Origin of the sequence: Pseudomonas sp. SMN5 (assembly GCF_052041925.1) — a bacterium.
Taxonomy (GTDB): Bacteria; Pseudomonadota; Gammaproteobacteria; order Pseudomonadales; family Pseudomonadaceae; genus Aquipseudomonas.
This window is the reverse complement of the sequence record NZ_JBKGGX010000016.1, coordinates 113653-133126: the sequence shown is the minus strand read 5'-3', so window position 1 is coordinate 133126 and position 19474 is coordinate 113653. Positions and strand designations below refer to the sequence as shown.

At 62.6% G+C, this 19474-nt stretch carries 17 protein-coding genes; 5 read left to right on the top strand and 12 right to left on the bottom strand.

The features are described 5' to 3' along the window. Window positions 1–106: 106 nt before the first annotated feature. Both ACLEJR_RS17795 and plsB read right to left on the bottom strand, forming a co-directional pair. Entirely contained in the window at window positions 107–481 is a 375-nt protein-coding gene (locus ACLEJR_RS17795; RefSeq protein ID WP_440791227.1) for a hypothetical protein, read from the bottom strand. A 96-nt stretch (window positions 482–577) separates the two neighbouring features. Continuing rightward, entirely contained in the window at window positions 578–3100 is a 2523-nt protein-coding gene (gene plsB / locus ACLEJR_RS17790) for a glycerol-3-phosphate 1-O-acyltransferase PlsB (RefSeq protein ID WP_440791225.1), read from the bottom strand. A 225-nt stretch (window positions 3101–3325) separates the two neighbouring features. Here plsB and ACLEJR_RS17785 point away from each other — a divergent pair, with 225 nt between their 5' ends. Next, window positions 3326–3535, top strand: a complete 210-nt coding sequence (locus ACLEJR_RS17785; RefSeq protein WP_003184959.1) for a cold-shock protein — start codon at window positions 3326–3328, stop codon at window positions 3533–3535. Between the two features lie 146 nt (window positions 3536–3681). Here the strand turns inward: ACLEJR_RS17785 and ACLEJR_RS17780 are convergent, their stop codons facing one another. The 3 genes from ACLEJR_RS17780 to dapE all read right to left on the bottom strand — a co-directional run bounded on the left by ACLEJR_RS17780 (window position 3682) and on the right by dapE (window position 6103). Further along, complete coding sequence (locus ACLEJR_RS17780) at window positions 3682–4059, bottom strand: hypothetical protein (RefSeq protein ID WP_440791223.1); 378 nt, start codon at window positions 4057–4059, stop codon at window positions 3682–3684. 83 nt (window positions 4060–4142) lie between these two features. Next, a complete protein-coding gene (locus ACLEJR_RS17775; protein WP_440815433.1) occupies window positions 4143–4952 on the bottom strand; it encodes a putative RNA methyltransferase in 810 nt (269 codons plus the stop codon). Then, window positions 4952–6103: a succinyl-diaminopimelate desuccinylase gene (gene dapE, locus ACLEJR_RS17770; RefSeq protein WP_440791219.1), complete on the bottom strand. Its 1152-nt coding sequence runs from the start codon at window positions 6101–6103 to the stop codon at window positions 4952–4954. The genes ACLEJR_RS17775 and dapE overlap by 1 nt, the downstream gene beginning before the upstream one ends. Before the next feature lie 340 nt (window positions 6104–6443). Here dapE and tcdA point away from each other — a divergent pair, with 340 nt between their 5' ends. Continuing rightward, window positions 6444–7256: a tRNA cyclic N6-threonylcarbamoyladenosine(37) synthase TcdA gene (gene tcdA, locus ACLEJR_RS17765; RefSeq protein WP_440815431.1), complete on the top strand. Its 813-nt coding sequence runs from the start codon at window positions 6444–6446 to the stop codon at window positions 7254–7256. Between the two features lie 124 nt (window positions 7257–7380). Here the strand turns inward: tcdA and ACLEJR_RS17760 are convergent, their stop codons facing one another. The 4 genes from ACLEJR_RS17760 to ACLEJR_RS17745 form a co-directional block, all read right to left on the bottom strand. Further along, the gene (locus ACLEJR_RS17760) at window positions 7381–7785 is read right to left on the bottom strand and encodes a SufE family protein (protein ID WP_440815428.1); all 405 of its coding nucleotides are present in this window, start codon (window positions 7783–7785) and stop codon (window positions 7381–7383) included. Further along, a complete protein-coding gene (locus ACLEJR_RS17755; RefSeq protein ID WP_440815426.1) occupies window positions 7782–8987 on the bottom strand; it encodes an aminotransferase class V-fold PLP-dependent enzyme in 1206 nt (401 codons plus the stop codon). The genes ACLEJR_RS17760 and ACLEJR_RS17755 overlap by 4 nt, the downstream gene beginning before the upstream one ends. Window positions 8988–9061: 74 nt before the next feature. Beyond that, a complete protein-coding gene (gene dapD / locus ACLEJR_RS17750) occupies window positions 9062–10096 on the bottom strand; it encodes a 2,3,4,5-tetrahydropyridine-2,6-dicarboxylate N-succinyltransferase (RefSeq protein WP_440791211.1) in 1035 nt (344 codons plus the stop codon). A gap of 32 nt (window positions 10097–10128) precedes the next feature. Next, a complete protein-coding gene (locus tag ACLEJR_RS17745; protein ID WP_440791209.1) occupies window positions 10129–10491 on the bottom strand; it encodes an ArsC family reductase in 363 nt (120 codons plus the stop codon). 177 nt (window positions 10492–10668) lie between these two features. Here ACLEJR_RS17745 and ACLEJR_RS17740 point away from each other — a divergent pair, with 177 nt between their 5' ends. From ACLEJR_RS17740 to ACLEJR_RS17730, 3 genes are all read left to right on the top strand, one after another. After that, window positions 10669–12024, top strand: a complete 1356-nt coding sequence (locus ACLEJR_RS17740) for a type III effector protein RopAA (protein WP_440815424.1) — start codon at window positions 10669–10671, stop codon at window positions 12022–12024. 183 nt (window positions 12025–12207) lie between these two features. After that, window positions 12208–13845: a Na+/H+ antiporter gene (locus ACLEJR_RS17735; RefSeq protein ID WP_440791206.1), complete on the top strand. Its 1638-nt coding sequence runs from the start codon at window positions 12208–12210 to the stop codon at window positions 13843–13845. Window positions 13846–14260: 415 nt separating this feature from the next. Further along, complete coding sequence (locus ACLEJR_RS17730) at window positions 14261–14620, top strand: DUF6124 family protein (protein ID WP_440815421.1); 360 nt, start codon at window positions 14261–14263, stop codon at window positions 14618–14620. Window positions 14621–14861: 241 nt separating this feature from the next. Here ACLEJR_RS17730 and ACLEJR_RS17725 read toward each other — a convergent pair whose 3' ends face one another. The 3 genes from ACLEJR_RS17725 to ACLEJR_RS17715 all read right to left on the bottom strand — a co-directional run bounded on the left by ACLEJR_RS17725 (window position 14862) and on the right by ACLEJR_RS17715 (window position 19464). Then, a complete protein-coding gene (locus ACLEJR_RS17725; RefSeq protein WP_440791202.1) occupies window positions 14862–15164 on the bottom strand; it encodes a Fis family transcriptional regulator in 303 nt (100 codons plus the stop codon). A gap of 258 nt (window positions 15165–15422) precedes the next feature. Next, window positions 15423–16622: a succinyldiaminopimelate transaminase gene (gene dapC / locus ACLEJR_RS17720; protein WP_440815418.1), complete on the bottom strand. Its 1200-nt coding sequence runs from the start codon at window positions 16620–16622 to the stop codon at window positions 15423–15425. A gap of 139 nt (window positions 16623–16761) precedes the next feature. Next, window positions 16762–19464 carry a [protein-PII] uridylyltransferase gene (locus tag ACLEJR_RS17715; RefSeq protein ID WP_440815416.1) on the bottom strand — a complete coding sequence of 901 codons (2703 nt, stop codon included), beginning with the start codon at window positions 19462–19464 and terminating at the stop codon, window positions 16762–16764. Window positions 19465–19474: the final 10 nt, after the last annotated feature.

Sequence of the window (19474 nt, the reverse complement as noted above, 5' to 3'; positions counted from 1 at the left end):
TTTTTTTTGGTGATCTTTCTTTTCTCCCCCCCCCCCCCCCCCCCCCCCCCCCCCCCCGAACCTCTAGCGAAATTTACGTCCAGGCATCCAGCCGTTACGTCGCGGTTCAGGAACCGAACGCGGGTGCCTGGGCAGTTTCAGCCTGCGATGCTGGCGCCAGGCTCAAGGGGATGTCAACGTGTTGATCGGTGCCATCCCAGGCGAAGGTGTGTTCGGTATCCAGAAAAACAGCGGTGGCCCCTTGGTAAATCTGGGCGCTTACCGACAGCTCGTCCCCTTCGTCAAAGGCTTGCGGATCGATCTGGAAACGATGCTGCCAAGGGTTTGCAGCCACCGGTTCCGTTGGCGCTACGTTGGAACCCTGGCCGCCGCTTGCGCTGATCTGAATGCCGCGGGCGTCCCGAACGCTGACTTCGGGGCGGCCGTCTTCCGGCAGTTGAAAGCCTTCCGGCAGGCGCATGGTTAATGTGATGATCTTCATGATGACTTCCTTTTCATTACGTCGACATTGACGCGAGCCCATCCTAGGGCTCACTTGCGCAGCTTTCTGTAGGTCTTTTCTTCGAGTGCTGTGGGTTTATCCGTTTAGCGGTGTCGAATCATCGCTTTCCGTGGTCATGACGGCCTCCGCCGCGTCCTCGCTGCGATGCAACGCGACCTGGCGGATCGACAGGCGAATCTCCGCCGGCAGCACCCGCTTCGCCGCGCCCTCGGCCAACTCGCCCAGCAGTTCGTGATAGCTCAGCTTGCCGGCTTCGTCGCGACGCAGTACGTCGAGGTCGAGCAGGGTCTGGATGAAGTGCCGGAACAGGCTCTTGTCGAAGAACTCCGGGGCGTTCAGCCCATGCAGGATCGACAGGCGCTGGGCCATCACGGTGCACAGGTCTTCCAGCTCTTCGGCGCTGACGCTGTTCTGCCCACTGTTGAGCAGCAGCGAGACGGTCATGTAGAAGCGCTGCAAGGTCTGGGCGATGCTCTTGGACAGCAGCGTGAGCAATACGAAGTGCCGCGAGCTCGGGGCCGGGCGCAGGTACAGATCCTTTTCGAAACGCAGCAGGCCCTGTTCGACGAACGCTTCGAGCCACTGGTCGACCACGCCCTCCAGCTCCTCCAGCGACCAGCGAATGAACAGCTCCGATTGCAGGTACGGGTACAGCGCACGGGTGTAGCGCAGGATCTGCTCGCGGCTCATGCGCGAGGTGCTCTGGAAGAAGCTGGCAAGCAACGCCGGCAGGGCGAAGATGTGCAGCACGTTGTTGCGGTAGTAGGTCATCAGTACCGCATTCTGCTCGTCCAGGTACAGGATTTTGCCCAGGGCGTCGCTCTGTTCGGACAGCAGGTCCATGTCCTTCACATGTTTGATCAGCGCTTGCCCGTCGCCCTCGGGCAGGGTGGTGTGGGGGGAATAGGGCACTTTGCGCAGCAATGCCAGGTAAAGGTCCAGCACCCGGGCCATGGCATGGTGGTCCAGGGCCAGGCGGCTGGTGGACAGCAAGGCCAGGGCCACGAGATTGACCGGGTTGATCGCCGCGGCTTCGTTCAAGTGCCGGGCCACGCGCTCGCCCAGGCGATGGGTGGTTGCGTTGAGCCACGCCGGTTTGAACTGTGGCCCCAACTCCTGTTGACGCCAGTCCGGCTGTTCGGCGTCGAGGAACTCCGCCAGCTTGATCGGCTCGCCGAAGTTCACTGCCACCTGGCCAAAGCGCTGCTTGAGGGCGCCGATGACTTTGAAGATATCGAAGATCGATTCCTTCTTCTTGCTGGCCCCGCGCAGTTCGCCCAGGTAGGTACGGCCTTCCAGCACGCGTTCGTAGCCGATATAGACCGGCACGAAGACGATGGGCGTGCGCGATGAACGCAGGAAGCTGCGCAGGGTGATGGCGAGCATGCCGGTCTTGGGTTGCAGCATGCGCCCGGTGCGCGAGCGCCCGCCCTCGACGAAGTATTCCACCGGGAAGCCCTTGGTGAACAAGGTGTGCAGGTATTCGTTGAACACCGCGGTGTAGAGCGGGTTGCCCTTGAACGTGCGGCGCATGAAAAACGCTCCGCCACGGCGCAGCAGGCCGCCGATGACCGGCATGTTCAGGTTGATGCCGGCGGCGATGTGCGGTGGTGTCAGGCCGTTGCGAAACAGCAGGTACGACAGCAGCAGGTAGTCGATGTGGCTGCGGTGGCACGGTACATAGATGACCTCGTGACCGGGCGCGATCGCTTGCACATTTTCGATGTGGTTGACCTTGATGCCGTCGTAGATCTTGTTCCAGAACCAGCTCAGCACCACCTCCAGGAAACGGATCGCGGTGTACGTGTAGTCGGAGGCGATTTCATTGCCGTAGCGCAGGGCCTGGGCCTTGGCTTTTTCCGGAGCAATCTTTTCCCGTTCGGCCTCGTCGGCAATCGCCTGCTTGACCAGCGGCTGGTTCAACAGGCCCTTGACCAGGTTGCGCCGGTGAGAAATGTCGGGGCCGATGACCGCAGACTTCAGGTTGCGAAAGTGCACCCGCAGGATCCGCTGGGCCATGCGCACGGTGCGTTCGTGGCCCTTGTCGTGCTCGATCAGCTCGCGCAGGTGGATCGGCGCGGAGAACTGCACGCGGGTCTTGCGCCCCAGGATCATGATGCTCAGCAGACGCCGCAGGCGCCCGGTGACGGCCCAGCTGTCGGCGAACAGCAGCTTCCAGGGACTGGATTCACTGTCGGGCGATTGGCCCCAGAACACGCTGACCGGGATGATCTGCGCATCCTCGGCGGCATCATGGCTCAGCACATTGACCAGCCGCGTCAGGGTCGGCGGCGCGCCGCGTTTGTCCTGGCGCCCGAGCCAGTCCGGTGCCGGGGTCAGGTAGAAAAACGCCGCCGGCTCCAGCAAGTTACCTACTGATACTGGCAGAACCGGACGGGGCAGGCCGGCCTTGGTGCACTCGGTGTCGAGCACCGCCAGGTCGGTCAGCGATGGATCTTGCAGGACGTAGAACACCGGACGGCTGCGGTCGAGGTTGAGGGTGAAGGACGACTGGTTGATGGTCTCGGAGCGAACCCAGAGGTACAACAGCCGGCGCAAGGTGCCAAACACAAGACGGCGGAACGGAGAACGGGTCATACGGCTTCTGCATGAGTGGATGAAACCGAGCGGCTGCTCGGGCTGGCTAGTGTGCAGGATTCATCGAAAATCGGCAAAAAAGCGCCGAAGTAAAGTCAGTTGAGAGTTTTTGCGGCTGTCATATACTCGGTCGGCTAGCCGCCTTCGCATCTCATGGACGGTCGGAGGCCGGCGAAAGTTCGTACGACTACCAGTCGGCTAAAAATAAGAATGGGAGTGAGCATCATGGCAGCACGCGAAACCGGCAACGTGAAGTGGTTCAACGACGCCAAAGGCTATGGCTTCATCCAGCGCGAAGGCGGGGCGGATGTCTTCGTGCATTACCGCGCGATCCGCGGCGAAGGCCACCGCTCGCTGACCGAAGGCCAGCAGGTCGAATACGCGGTGGTGGAAGGGCAGAAGGGCTTGCAGGCTGAGGATGTGGTGGGGTTGTAAGCTTTTTCAGCCATATCAGGGACGCCTGTGGGAGCGAGCCTGCTCGCGATAGCGTGTATCAGGCAACACATCATCGACTGATACACCGCTATCGCGAGCAGGCTCGCTCCCACATTGGATCTGCTTTTACATCCGCAAAGGCTGCATCAAGCCGTCCGCCAGGTAATCTCCTCTTCCCCATCGGCACTGATGCGAATCCAGCGGTCCGCCGATTCTTCCCCTTCTTCCTCCACCCATGACCCCGGTGCGCAGCGCACTTCGACGTTCAGCGCGGCGTAGGCGGCGCGGGCACAGGCGATGTCGTCGTCCCACGGGGTCTGGTCGCTTTCCAGGTACAGGCTGTTCCACTTGCCGACGGCTTTGGGCAGCCAGGTCACCGGGATGTTGCCGGCCTTGCACTTGTAGGTCTGGCCTTTCTGAGTCCATTCGCTGCACGGGCCCAGCGCCTGGGTCAGCCAGGCGGCGATGGCCTTGTGGTCGACGTCGGCGTCCTTGAGGTAAATCTCGATATCGGGTTGGCGCATGGATGTCCTCGCTGCGGTCCTGAAAAATCCATTCGCGGATTTATCTGGCCCCGGCCGAATGACCGAGGCCTGGAATCTAAAGGTTATTGAAGAACGAAATAATCGTAGCGCATCGACACCGTGACCTCGAAGGGCGCCGCCTGCTCAATCACGCTGGCGCGGCGTTCGGCGCTGGCGCGCCAGCCGTGGGGCGTCATTGCCAGCAGGTTGGCGCGGTCCTGGCCGCTGTCGAGCGTGAGCTTGAATTCCAAGGTCTCGCTGTGATCCAGCATCATGCCGGCAGGCACCAGGGCCAGGTGTTTGTCATCGGTGTATTCGCGCACCTCGTCGTACAGCCGCTCGCGCAGTTCCATCAGGTGGCCGCTGGTGGGGCCGACTTTCATCAGGCCGCCACCGGGGCTGAGCAGGCGCTTGGCCTCCTGCCAGTCCAGTGGGCTGAACACGCTCGCCAGGAATTGGCAACAACCGTCCGCCAACGGCACCCGGGCCATGCTGGCGATCAACCAGGTCAACTGCGGGTTGCGTTTGCAGGCGCGTTTGACCGCCTCGCGGGAAATGTCCAGGGCATAGCCGTCGGCATGGGGCAGGGCGTCGGCGATTTGTGCGGTGTAATAGCCTTCGCCACAACCGATGTCCAGCCAGCGTCCCGGCGCACGTTCAGCCGCCAGCTCGGCCAGGCGCCGGGCGACGGGGGCATAATGCCCCGCGTTGAGGAAATCCCGGCGGGCCTCGACCATGGCCTGGTTGTCGCCCGGATCGCGGCTGTTCTTGTGCTGCACCGGCAGCAGGTTCAGGTAACCCTGGCGGGCGCGGTCGAATCGATGGCCGGCCGGGCAGACCACGCCGTTGTCCACCGCATTGAGCGGTTCACTGCAGATCGGGCAGGCGAGCATCAGGCGAGCAACTTGATCAGCGTCTGGTAGTAGATCTCGGTCAGCACGTCGAGATCGGCCGCCAGCACGCGTTCGTCCACCTGGTGGATGGTCGCGTTGACCGGCCCGAGTTCCACCACTTGGGTGCCCATGGTAGCGATGAAACGACCGTCGGAGGTGCCGCCGCTGGTGGAGGCGTGGGTTTCGCGGCCGGTGACGTCCTTGATGCTCGACGACACCGCGTCCAGCAGCGCGCCTGGCTCGGTGAGGAAGGGCAGGCCGGACAATGCCCAGTCGATGTGCCAGTCCAACTGATGTTTATCAAGGATGTCGGCCACCCGCTGTTGCAGGCCTTCGACCGTGGACTCGGTGGAAAAGCGGAAGTTGAACACCGCCACCAGCTCGCCTGGGATCACGTTGGTCGCGCCGGTGCCGGCGTTGAGATTGGAGATCTGGAAGCTGGTGGGCGGGAAGAAGTCGTTGCCGTGGTCCCAATGCTCGGCAGCCAGTTCCGCCAGGGCCGGCGCGGCCAGATGGATCGGGTTTTTCGCCAGGTGCGGATAAGCCACGTGGCCTTGCTTGCCGCGCACGGTCAGTTTTGCACCGAGGGAACCGCGGCGGCCGTTCTTCACCACGTCGCCCACCAGGGTGGTGCTCGACGGCTCGCCGACAATGCACCAGTCCAACCGCTCCTGCCGAGCCTTGAGGCGCTCGACCACGGCCTTGGTGCCGTGGTGGGCCGGGCCCTCTTCGTCACTGGTGATCAGGAAAGTCACGGAGCCTTTGTGGTCCGGGTAATCGGCGACAAACCGTTCCGCCGCCACCACCATCGCCGCGAGGCTGCCTTTCATGTCCGCCGCGCCACGGCCGCAGAGCATGCCGTGCTCGTCGATGACCGCATCGAACGGGTCGAGCTGCCAGGCCTGCACCGGGCCGGTCGGCACCACGTCGGTGTGCCCGGCGAAACACAGCACCGGCCCGTCATGCTTGCCATGGCTGGCCCAGAAGTTATCCACATCCTCGATGCGCATGGGTTCGAGTTTGAAACCCGCTTGGCCCAGTCGCTGCATCATCAGTTTCTGGCAATCGGCATCCACCGGCGTGACGGACGGACGGCGGATCAGGTCGCAGGCGAGTTGCAGGGTCGGCGAGAGGTCGGCGTGGGCCGTCATGGAAAGCTCCGGGAACAGGGAATAGAGACATAGACCCATGTGGGAGCGGGCTTGCTCGCGAAAGCGCTGTATCAGTCACATATCTATTGCCTGACACACCGTATTCGCGAGCAAGCCCGCTCCCACAGGATCTGAGGTCGACCATTGGATAGGTGTTCGGCCAACGCTCACAAAATGCGGTTATCTTATAGCAAAACCAACCTGATGGGCGCCTTGGCCCCGTCGGTTGGAACATAAAACCTGTGGGAGCGAGCCTGCTCCCACAAAGGTTTTCGACAGGCCTGCATCGCCATCGCTCACGGGTGCCCTATAATGCGCGCCGGTTTTTGGGGTAATGGTCATGAGTACAGAAGATCCACGATTTGCCGGTATCGCCCGGTTGTACGGCATCGAAGGCCTCGATCGCCTGCGAGCGGCCCATGTGGCGATTGTCGGGGTGGGCGGTGTGGGATCGTGGGCGGCGGAAGCCATAGCCCGTTGCGGCGTGGGCGAGATTTCCCTGTTTGACCTGGACGATGTCTGCGTCAGCAACGCCAACCGCCAGTTGCACGCGCTGGACAGCACCGTCGGCAAGCCCAAGGTCGAGGTGATGGCCGAGCGCCTGCGCGGCATCAATCCCGACTGCACCGTGCATGCGGTGGCGGATTTCGTCACCCGCGACACCATGGCCGAGTACATCACGCCGAACATCGACTGTGTGATCGACTGCATCGACAGCGTCAACGCCAAGGCCGCACTGATTGCCTGGTGCAAGCGCCGCAAGATCCAGATCATCACCACCGGCGGCGCGGGCGGGCAGATCGACCCGACGCTGATCCAGGTCTGCGACCTGAACCGCACATTCAACGATCCGCTGGCCTCGAAAGTGCGCTCTACCCTGCGCCGCGACTACGGTTTTTCCCGCACCGTGACCCGCCACTACAGCGTGCCGTGCGTGTTCTCTACCGAACAACTGCGCTACCCGAAGCCGGATGGCAGCATCTGCTTGCAGAAGAGTTTTGTCGGCGATGGTGTGAAGCTCGACTGCGCCGGCGGGTTTGGCGCAGTGATGATGGTCACGGCGACATTCGGCATGGTCGCGGCGACCAAGGCTGTGGATAAGATCGTGGCGGGGGTTCGACGGCCGGCTGATCGAGGCAAGCCCGCGCAGTGACTGCCATTGTGGCGAGGGAGCTTGCTCCCGCTGGGTCGCGAAGCGGCCCCCATTGCGGGATCAATCATCTTGAACTCGAGGCGGCTGCTTTGCAGCCGAGCGGGAGCAAGCTCCCTCGCCACCGTTATCGCGCCAACTCAACCATTCGCTGCAACACCGCATTCAACCCATTACTGCGCGAAGGCGAAAGCTGACGCGACAATCCCAACTCAGCAAACCACCCCGGCAGATCGACCTGCAGCAACTCAGTGGCGGTCAGGCCGTTGACCCGTGCCAGCAATAGCGCCACCAACCCGCGAATCAACCTCGCCTCACTGGCCGCAGCAAACTGCCAGTGCCCATCCTGCAACCGGCCCACCAACCACACCTGGCTTTCACAACCACTGACCAGGTTGGCCTCGCATTTGTCCGCGTCGCTCAGGGGCGGCAGGCGCTCGCCCCATTGCATCAGCAGGCGGGCGCGTTGTTCCCAGCCCGAGGCATCCTGGAAAACGTGCAACGCCGTGGCGGCGTCGGTCGGCAGATTCATCGCAGCATCTCCAGGGCCTGATCCAGCGCTTCAAAAAAGCGCTCGATGTCGGCGGAGTCGTTGTACAGCGCCAGCGAGACCCGGATCGCCCCCGACAGCCCGAGGTGCTTGAACAGCGGCATGGCGCAATGATGCCCGGCACGTACGGCGATGCCTTGCTCGGTCAGCAGATGGGCCAGGTCAGCGTTATGCACGCCCTCGACCCCGAAGCTGACCAGAGCCAGGCGCGGGTTGCCGATCAAGCGCACACCATTGCGCGCCAGCAGGCCGTGGAGCAGGTAGTCATGCAGCGCTGCCTCGTGGTCGACGACGCTTTGCGGATCGAGCGCGGACAGGTAGTCCAGGGTCGCCCCCAGCCCGATCACACTGGCGACCGGTGGCGTGCCGGCTTCAAAGCCCAGCGGTGCCGGGCGGAACGTGGCGTGGTGGTAGTCGGCCTGTTGCACCATTTCGCCGCCGAACTGCCAATGGCGCAACTGGCCAAGCGCTTCGGTACGGCCAAACAGCACGCCCAGCCCGTCGGGACCGTAGAGTTTGTGGCTGGAAAATACGTAGAAATCGCAGCCCAAGGCCTGCACGTCGTGACGACCATGCACCACGCCCTGGGCGCCGTCGACCACCGTCAGCGCCCCGTGGGCCTTTGCCAGCGCCAGCAACGCCGGCAACGGTTGCCAGGCGCCCAATACGTTGGACAACTGGCTGACGGCCAGCAGCCGGGTACGCGGGCCGATCAGTTCGGCGGCGGCATCCACGTCGATCACGCCGTCGGCACCCAACGGCAACACCACCAGCTTCAACGAGCGGCGTTCGGCCAGTTGTTGCCAGGGCAGCAGGTTGGCGTGGTGTTCCAAGGCGCTGATGACGATCTCATCGCCTGGGTTGAACAAGTGTTCCAGCCCGTAGGCCAGCAGATTCAGCGCGCTGGTCGCGCCATGGGTGAAGACGATCTGCCCGCAATCGCCCGCGTCGAGCCATTGCGCCACTTTCAGGCGACTGTCTTCGAACGCCTGGGTGGCGTGGGCGCCCGGCAAATGCTGCGCGCGGTGCACGTTGGCCGCGCCGTTGGCGTAGTAATGCGCCAGGGCGTCGAGCAAGGCTTGGGGTTTTTGCGTGGTGGCGGCGTTGTCCAGGTAGGTCTGGCCTTGCCGTTGCAGGGCGGCGATGGCCGGGAAATCAGCGCGCCAGGGAGAGGGGATCAACATGCTTTCGGGCCCTGCTGGAGTGAAGCCGGACCCTGTGGGAGCACGTCGGCTCCCACAGGTGACTGTGAAGCGGCTTAGTTATGCGCGTGCAGTGCTTCGTTCAGCTCGATGGCCGACTTATGGGTCTTGCATTCCACCGCGCCGGTTTCGGAGTTGCGGCGGAACAGCAGGTCAGGCTGGCCGGCCAGGTCACGGGCCTTGACCACCTTGACCAGCTGGTTGTTGTCGTCCAGCAACGCGACCTTGGTGCCGGCGGTCACGTACAGGCCCGACTCCACGGTGTTGCGGTCGCCCAACGGGATACCGATGCCGGCGTTGGCGCCGATCAGGCAGCCTTCGCCGACCTTGATCACGATGTTGCCGCCACCCGATAGGGTGCCCATGGTCGAGCAACCACCGCCCAGGTCCGAACCCTTGCCGACGAATACGCCCGCCGAGACACGGCCTTCGATCATGCCCGGGCCTTCGGTGCCGGCGTTGAAGTTGATGAAACCTTCATGCATCACCGTGGTGCCTTCGCCCACGTAGGCGCCCAGGCGGATCCGTGCGGCATCGGCGATGCGCACGCCGGCCGGGACCACGTAGTCAGTCATTTTCGGGAACTTGTCCACCGAGAACACTTCCAGCAGCTCACCGCGCAGGCGCGCTTCGAGCTGGTGCTCGGCCAGTTCGGCGAGGTCGATCGCGCCCTGGCTGGTCCAGGCCACGTTCGGCAGCAATGGGAAAATCCCGGCCAGGTTCAGGCCGTGGGGCTTGACCAGGCGATGGGACAGCAGGTGCAGCTTGAGGTACGCCTCGGGGGTCGAGCTCAGTTGAGCGTCTTCGGCCAGCAGGGTGGCGACCAGTGGCTTATGGCTCTCGGCCAGGCGGGTCAGCAGCTTGGCTTGTGCCGCGTCGACGCCCTTGAGGGCTTCGGCCAGCTGCGAGGCCTGGGCGGTGGTAAAGGTGATGGCCTGGTTGCCTTCGCTGTAGTTCAGGATCGGCGCGACGGCGTTGACGATATCTGCCGATGGGTTGAGCAGTGGCTGTGCGTAGAACACCTCCAGCCAGGCGCCTTCACGGTTTTGAGTGCCGACACCAAAGGCCAGGCTGAACAGGGTAGTGGACATGAAATTACCTCTAGAAAATGGACTGGGCAGGATTACTTGATCGCTGCCGCATAACTATCTGGCTTGAAGCCAATCAGGGTTCGGTCACCGAGATCCAGCACCGGGCGCTTGATCATCGAGGGTTGGGCGAGCATCAGTTCGATGGCTTTCGTCTGGTCGAGATCGGCTTTGCGTTCGTCGTCGAGCTTGCGAAAGGTCGTACCGGCACGGTTCAACACCACCTGCCAGCCGTGCTCGTTGCACCATTGGGTCAGGTGCTCACGATCGATGCCGGCAGTTTTGTAGTCGTGAAAGTCATAGCGCACCGCGTGCTCATCGAGCCAGGTACGCGCTTTTTTCATCGTATCGCAGGCTTTGATGCCGAAAAGCTGTAAGTGCTTGTTTTCCTTGGGCATGTAGGGTCCCCCAAAACGTTCCCGGTATCGTCCTGAAAATCAGCGGACGATTATGCCACGTCGATCCTTTCAGTGCCTTGACTGTCGCGACGGATCGGGCGAGGCGGAACCGATAGCAAAGAGGTGACCACACAGCACAGGTAAACCCAGCACTTTTTTCGCACAAGAGACCCGCCCATGGATCCCATCTCCCTGACACCGCCCCAACCACTGACGCTTCAGACTGAAGAGACGCTTGCGCCCCATTCAACGACATCGACCACCGGGACCACTGCATCCGTCCCGATCGGCCCTGTCTCGGCTGAACAGGACCTGGCAAATCGAACTGGTGCAATCAAGGCCCAGCTCACCCGGATATTCGAGCCGCATATGAACGGTGCCAATCGCCAGGCCTTCGAAGCACTGATCGACGATCGGTCGCGTACCTTGGCCAATGACGGGGAAACCGCGCAAAGCGTCGATGCTGTGCTGACCAAAGGCTCGCGGCTGGATCGCGCGTCTCATGACGCTGTTGGATTCATTCGTTCGGTTCCCTTCGGCGCGGCGTCCATCGCGCTGGACTTCGCCCCGGCGGTGACCGGCAATGGCTCGATTACCGCGCCATTGGCATTGTCGGCGATTGCCGGCCTGGTCAGCAGCGCCACCGACACGGTCGGCAATGGCCTGATCAAGCGCGCCACCAGCGACACCCAGTGGCTGGTGGCCGAGAATGCCGATCTGGAGCCGGTCATGCAGGAAGCCGCCCAGGCGGTGAAGCCGAGCCTGACGACCCAGGCTATTGAAGGCAGCCTGACTTTCCAGACCTTCTCCGCGCGAAACGTGCTGCGCACGGTCATCCAGCCCGTCGTGACGAAGACCGTCGATGCGCAAACGGGCAGCAAGGTGGACTCGGTGATAGCTGCCGTCGGTTCTCCGCTTTCAGGCATGGCCGCTTATGACCTGCAACATTCCATTGATAAATCGAAACACCGGATTGGCCCGGAATACCTGTTGGGGCGTCAAGACTGGCATCAGCGTTACAAGGATCTCAAGAATTACGGCGTGGGAAGCGCTGCGATGGGCATTGCGAAGCGGGTCGGCAGCCTGCCGCTGGACGCGATGCGCGATGGCAGCAAATCGCTGCAAGCCTTGGTTACGCCGACAGGCTTGGTCAGTGGTCTCGGCGCCTTGGCCGGCGGTATTACCGCGATCGGCATGGCCCAGACCGCCGCTGTCAACGCAGCCAGGAGCGCCGGGATTTCGCCTGCGGGTGTTGCAGCGGCGGGCAAGGCGACGGTTACAGCGACGATGGCCCCGGTGCTCGCCGCCTGGGTGACCACGGCTGTGATGACCCAACCGTTGGCGGACAAGGCTTCTGCGGCGTTGGACAGGCTTTCGGCCGGTCCCGCGCATCCGGATGAGCTGCAGGGAATGTTGCCCCTGGTCGAAAGGTCGACGACCGAACATATCGCGGATGACAGCGACAACGAGGGTGACAGCGTCGATTTTGTCTCGGCTCGCTCGACGCTCAGTGCCGCCGAGCGAGCTGTTTAGCGTCGGATAATCGCCGGTCGCTCCTGCCGCGTGGAGGTTAGGAGCGGCCAAGGGGCGATTGCGCATTGACGCCGCTGAGGTGCGACCAATGTGCAAAGGCGGGGGTTCACCTTGGCAGTTAATATGGCACTTCTGCGGCCGGCTGTTGCCGCAGATGTGTATGGCTGTCATTGGAAGTCCGTTATGCAAAGCGCCTATACCGTCCTGATCCTGTTGATGCTGGTGGGCGTCTCGCGCCTGATCGGACGGTTAATCCCGCTGCCGTTGCCCCTGGTGCAGATCGGCGCCGGCGCTGTGCTGGCCTGGCCGTCCCTGGGGCTGCATGTAGCCCTTGATCCTGAGCTGTTCCTGTTTCTCTTTTTGCCGCCCTTGCTGTTCTCCGACGGCTGGCGCATGCCCAAGCGCGAGTTGTGGCGTCTGCGCGGGCCGATTCTGATGCTGGCGGTGGGGCTGGTGTTGTTCACCGTGGTGGGAGCGGGTTACTTCATTCATTGGTTGCTGCCGAGTATCCCGCTGCCGGTGGCCTTCGCGTTGGCGGCAGTGTTGTCGCCCACCGACGCCGTGGCCGTCTCGGCGATTGCCCGCGACCGCTTGCCCGCGCCGCTGATGCATATGCTCCAGGGCGAAGCGCTGATGAACGATGCGTCGGGGCTGGTGACCTTCAAGTTCGCCCTGGCAGCGGCCATCACTGGTGCGTTTTCCCTGGCCAATGCCAGCCTGACGTTCATTCTGGTGGCGCTGGGCGGACTGCTGGTCGGCGTGGCCCTGAGTTGGCTGGTGGGGCGGCTGCGGGCCTGGATGGTCGCCCGGGGCTGGGACGATCCCGCTACCCATGTCGTATTCATGTTGCTGTTGCCGTTCGCCGCTTATGTGCTGGCTGAACGGCTGGGCGCGTCGGGGATTCTCTCGGCGGTGGCAGCAGGGATGATGCAGAGCTGGCTCGACCTGCTGCCGCGCCAGACCGGCACGCGGCTGCTCAACCGCAGTGTCTGGGCGCTGTTGGAGTTCGCCTTCAACGGCCTGATCTTCCTGCTGCTGGGCCTGCAACTGCCGGACATCATCAAGGCCGTGACCAGCCACGAAAACGCGCTGTGGCCAATGCTGTTCTACCGCTGCCTGGACGTGGTGGCGATATTCCTCGTGCTGCTGGTGCTGCGGTTCATCTGGGTACAGAGCACCTGGCGGCTGTCCGGACTGCTGCGGCGCTGGCGCGGTCGGGGTGAACTGACCCTGGTGCCGACGGCGCGTTCATGCTGGCTGCTGACATTTGGCGGCGTGCGCGGTGCAGTGACCCTGGCGGGTGTGCTTTCAGTGCCGCTGATGATCGACGCGGGCGAGGCGTTTCCCGAGCGGGACCTGCTGATTTTCATCGCCGCCGGGGTGATCCTGCTGTCGCTGGTCGCGGCCTGCATCGCCCTGCCCATGCTGCTGCGGGGCGTCGAAAAAAGCCCCGACGACAAACGTCGCAACGAAGTCCGCGACGCCTGGCGCAAGACCGCTGAAGCGGCAATCCGAGCGCTGGAAGTGGAAGAACCAGCCGAGCCTGCCAGCGCGCCGGCTGCGGCCATGTCGACCGAGGTCAAGGCGCGACTGATGTCCGAATACCGTCATCAGTTGGAAGTCTTCAACGACTCCGCCGAAGCCCAGGCCCTGGCGTTCGAAATGGACCTGCTGGAACGCCGGCTGCGCTTGAAGGCACTGAAGGCGCAGCGGCTGGAGCTGTATCGGCTTAGCCGCCTTCATCAGATTGGCGATGACGTATTGCGCGAGGTGTTGGGGGAGTTGGATCTGGCGGAGGCGAATTTGGGGTTGGTTAAATAGTGCGGGTCAGAGGGGAAGGTAGGCCTTTCTTTACCCACAGCTCTTTGTAGCCATCGGATTGGAGCGTAGTACGTTTTATTTGTTTTTTGTCTGAACAGCCGGTCGTGGTCTGTCAGACGCGCCGAAGTTTCCGACAAGTTTTTAGGGTTGTCCGTCGGAAGCGAGCACTCTAGCTTCTGGGGGGCGCTGCCAATTCAGCGACCGGACGGAGAATCCGATCTCCTCTAGGCGCGCAGGCGCCCACCATATAAAGTGCAGGCGCTTTTCGTCTGCGCATTGTTATGGCGGCTGTGCGCGGGCATGCTTCGGCATGGCCGAGTTCCTAGAGACTCGGATTCTCACCCCGCGTATGGCTGCCACCTTCCGGTCCGTGAGAAGACTCGGTGGCGGCTCCCAATTCTCTAGGAGCAATAGCATGATCAAAGAAACTCCAAATCCTCCAAAACCAGCCTCCACGTTCCCCTACGGCGACTACGCCCCCGAAAAGCTGCAAGAAGCCGCTGATCGGGCACTGGATCACTACCTCAAGCCTGAGGAAAGCAAATCAGAACCCCCATCCTCGTCGCAGTTGTTCAAGGTGGTGGACACGGCCGATACCGAAGTCCTGCTGGCCAATCTCAGCGAAACCCTGGCCTCGGCCAATGCCATGCTCAACGACTTGCTCTTCGACCTGAACGGCTCGCGGCGGCATGTGGCGTTGGGGGTGGTGCAGATGATCGAGTTTGGGGGCTTGCTGGTGGACAAGGCTTTGGATCGGGTCGAGGTTCGGACTTGATGCAGTAAGGTCCGGCCCCATCGTCGGAACGCCGCCCGGAGCAGGCTCGCTCCTACAGTGGATTGGTGTCGTTTACAAAAATACGAATCGACACCAAGCCCCTGTGGTGAGAGAGCTTGCTCCCGCTGGGGCGCGAAGCGCCCCCAAGCCCTGATACCCCGATGTGTCAGGCAAATTGAGTAGACTGCCTTGGGGCCGCTGCGCAGCCCAGCGGGAGCAAGCTCCCTCGCCACAACAGCATTTACGCGTGAGTCCCTTCCTGCTCAGGAACCAGCCGTACCTCCACTCTCTGACCCAGCGCACGAGCCGCACTGGCAAGCGTTGCCAGTGTCATTCCCGCATCGTTCTGATCAAGCGCACGATCAACCGCGGTACGGCTGGTATGCATACGCTCCGCCAAGGCCTTTTTGGTCACTTTCTGAAGTCGCATGGCCTCGGCAATTTGCCAGGAGATGACGCGTTTGAGCGCGGCCGCAGAAACTTCCTCGGCAATGCCTTGCTCGGCAAGGAAGTCGTCAAAGTCAGATCCAATGTGTTTGTTCATTGCCGGTGTCTCGTAACAGGTTCCAGTTCTCAGTGGTTCTCTGAATGCTGTAAGCCCCGCCGTCCGGTGTGGGAGCGAGCTTGCTCGCGATGAGGCAATGTCAGGCAGTGAAGATTTGATGCCGGTCAGAAAGCTCTTGTGGCGAGGGAGCTTGCTCCCGTTGGACTGCGCAGCAGTCCCAAAAAAGCGAGGGACGCTTCGCGCCCAGCGGGAGCAAGCTCCCTCGCCACAGGTTCATTGTCCAACCGAAACGGTCTATCACCCACGCCGTTGGATGAACGCCCGGATTCGCTCCGCCGCTTCCACACATTCCGCCAGCGGCGCGACCAGAGCCATGCGCACGCGGCCGGCGCCGGGGTTGGTGCCGTTGACGTCGCGGGACAGATAGGAGCCCGGCACCACGGTGACGTGTTCCTGTTCGAACAGGTCCCGGCAGAATGCCGCGTCGTCGCCCGCCACGTTCGGCCACAGGTAGAAGCTGCCGTCGGGTCGTTGCACGTCCAGTACCGGGCTGAGGATGTCCAGCACGGCATCGAACTTCTCCCGATACAGCGCCCGGTTGGCTCGCACATGTTCTTCGTCGTTCCACGCGGCGATGCTCGCCAGTTGAGTCTGCACCGGCATCGCGCAGCCGTGGTAGGTGCGGTACAGCAGGAAGCCCTTGAGGACGTCTGCGTCGCCGGCCACGAAACCCGAGCGCAGGCCTGGCAGGTTGGAGCGTTTGGACAGGCTGTGGAACACCACGCAACGCTTGAAGTCCTTGCGTCCCAGTTCGACGCAGGCACTGAGCAGGCCCGGCGGTGGGGTCTGTTCGTCGAAGTAGAGTTCGCTGTAGCACTCGTCCGCCGCGATCACGAAGTCATGCTCGTCGGCCAGGGCGATGAGTTTTTTCAGCACATCCACCGGAATCAGCGCGCCGGTCGGGTTGCCGGGCGAGCACAGGAACAGGATCTGGCAACGTTTCCAGATGTCCGGCGAAACGGCGTCGAAGTCCGGATTGAAGCCGTTCCCGTCCAGGCACGGCAGGTAATGCGGCTTGGCTCCGGCCAGGAACGCGGCGCCTTCATAGATCTGGTAGAACGGATTCGGGCTGACCACCAACGCATCGTCGCCACGGTTGACCACGGTCTGGGTGAAGGCGAACAGCGCTTCACGGGTGCCGTTGACCGGCAGCACATGGCGCGCCGGGTCGAGCCAGCCGTTCGGAACGTTGAACCGCCGCTCGCACCAACCGGTGATGGCTTCGCGCAGTGCCGGCAGGCCGAGGGTGGTCGGGTACACCGCCATCTGGTCGAGGTTGTTTGCCAGGGCCTCGGCCACGAAGCTTGGCGAACGGTGCTTGGGTTCTCCGATGGACAGGGCGATCGGGCGCTTGCCAGGGTTCGGCGTGACGCTGCCCAGCAGGGCGCGAAGCTTTTCGAACGGGTAGGGCTGCAACTGGTTCAGAGCGTTGTTCATCGGGGGCCTCTTCAAAATGGGGCGCTGTCCTGTGTGGGAGCGAGCCTGCTTGCGATTGCGGGGGTCAGGCAACATCAATTTGGATGTACTGCCGCCATCGCGAGCCGGCTCGCTCCCACAGGGGAAAAAATCCTTGGGTTCAGATGCTGATGCGCGTCGGGTTGATATCGTTTTCCTGATTGACGCTCAAATGCCGCACCATTTCTTCCTGCAAGCGACTGCACAACTGCGGGTCGGACAAAGGCTGGTTATGGGCGTCGGTGATGAAGAACACGTCCTCCACCCGCTCGCCGAGAGTGGCGATCTTGGCGTTTTGCAAGGACAGGTCGAAGTCCAGGAAAATATGCCCGACCCGCGCCAGCAGGCCCGGGCGGTCCGGGGCGCTGAGCTCCAGGACGGTGACCTGGCGCAGGGCATCGTTGTGGATGGTCACCTGGGGCGCAAACGCGAAATGCTTGAGCTGGCGCGGCACCCGGCGCTGGATGATGGTCGGGTAGTCCGCCGGGTTGCGCAGGGCTTCGGTGAGGCCGTCGCGAATCTGCTTGATCCGTGCAGGATTATCGCCAATCGAGTCGCCATCGGTGTCGAGCACGATGTAGGTGTCGAGGGTGAACTGGCTGCTGGAGGTGATGACCCGTGCGTCATGGATGTTGAGGTTGAGCTGGTCCATCGCGGCCACGGTCACGGCGAAGAAGTCATGCTGGTCCGGGGCATAAATAAAGATCTGCGTGCCGCCCTCGAACTCCCGCTGCGTGGTTTCCTTGATCAGTACCAACGGGCCGCCATCGGCCGGTTGCTGCAGGATCGCGTCGCTGTGCCAGGCCACGTCGCCGGCAGTGTGGCGCAGGAAGTAGTCATCGCCCAGTTGCGACCAGAGCTGCTCGACGTCGTCCGGATCGGTGCCGCCGCGCACCAGGATATCCAGGGCGGCGCTTTGGGTACGACGGATCTGCTCCTCACGGTCCACCGGGTTCTCCAGGCCTCGGCGCAAGGCGCGCTTGGTCTCGGTGTAGAGCTGGCGCAGCAGGCTGGCGCGCCAGGAGTTCCACAGGGTCGGGTTGGTGGCGTTGATGTCGGCCACGGTCAGTACATAAAGGTAATCCAGACGGGTTTCATCGCCGACGATCTGGGCGAAGTCGTGGATCACCTGCGGGTCGGACAAGTCCTTGCGCTGGGCGGTGGTCGACATCACCAGGTGATTCTGCACCAGCCAGACGATCAGCCGGCTGTCCCACACCGGCAGTTGATGGCGCTGGCAGAACGCCTCGGCATCCACCGCACCGATTTCGGAATGGTCGCCTTGACGGCCCTTGCCGATGTCGTGGTACAGCCCCGCCATGTAGATCAGCTCAGGCTTGGGCAGTTTGCCCATGAGCTTGCTGGCGAGCGGGAATTTCTCCGATACCTGGGTGTATTGCAGCTTGCGCAAGTGCTTGATCAGGTTCAGCGTGTGGGCATCCACCGTATAGATGTGGAACAGGTCGTGCTGCATCTGCCCGACGATGAAGCCGAACTCCGGCAGGTAGCGCCCCAGGATTCCGTAGCGGTTCATGCGCCGCAGGTTGCGGTGAACGCCGATCTTGCACTTGAACAATTCGATGAACAGGCTGGTGTTGCGGATATCGTGGCGGAAGCCGTCATCGATCAGATGGCGGTTTTCCCGCAACAGGCGGATGGTGTCGGCGCGTACACCTTTGATGTCCGGCTGCTGGGCCATGAGCACGAAGATTTCGAGCATGGCAAACGGCGTACGACGGAACACATTGGCGTTACGCGCTTCGATGTAGCCGTCGTGCAACTGGAAGCGCGCATTGATCGGTTGCGGCGGCTCTTCATCTGCCGGGGCGAGGATGACTTCCTCGAAGTGCTGAATGATCAACTCACTGAGCTGGGCGATGCTCATCACCACCCGGTAGTACTGTTGCATGAAGTTTTCGATGGCCTGCTTGGCGTCCTGACCCTCGAAACCCAGCAGGCCCGCGATGGAGCGCTGGTGATCGAACAGCAAGCGGTCCTCGGCACGACCGGCGAGCATGTGCAGGGCGTAGCGAACTTTCCACAGAAACTCCTGGGACGAGGCCAGCAGGGCGTTTTCGCTTTCCACCAGGAAACCTTCGCCGGCCAGGGCGCGCAGGTTCAGCGTGCCGTACTGACGACGGGCGACCCAGAGAATCGTCTGGATATCCCGCAGCCCGCCGGGCGAGCCCTTGACGTTGGGTTCCAGGTTGTACTCGGTGTCGTTGTACTTGTGGTGACGGGCTTTCTGCTCGGCGTGCTTGGCCAGGAAAAAATCCTTGCTCGGCCACATGTGCGCGGTGCTGGTGACATCGAGCATGCGCTGGCGCAGCCGTTCCGGGCCGGCGATGGTGCGGCTCTCCATCAGGTTGGTGATCACCGTCAGGTCGGCGCGGGCCTCGTCGGCACATTCCTGCACCGAACGCACGCTCTGGCCGACTTCCAGGCCGATGTCCCAGAGCAGCGTCAGGAAGCGCTCGATGGAGTCGCGAAACACCTCGTGATCGGCATTGTCCAGCAGGATCAGCAGATCGATGTCGGAGTAGGGGTGCAGTTCGCCGCGCCCGTAGCCACCCACCGCCACCAAGGCGATGTCGGCCTCCTGGCTCCAGTCGAACTGGTCCCAGGCCCTTTGCAGGATGTTATCGACGAACCAGGCGCGGTCCTCGATCAGCCGGCGGATGTCGCGGCCATCGCGAAAGCGTTGGTCGAGCACTTCGTGGGCCTGGCGGATCGCCTTCTTGAAGGCCGCGATGGGGCTTGCCTTCAGGGCCAGTTCAGCCTGGAACTGGCCACGGTCGAAGAGTTCGGGATCCACCTGCGGCATCGAATGGCTT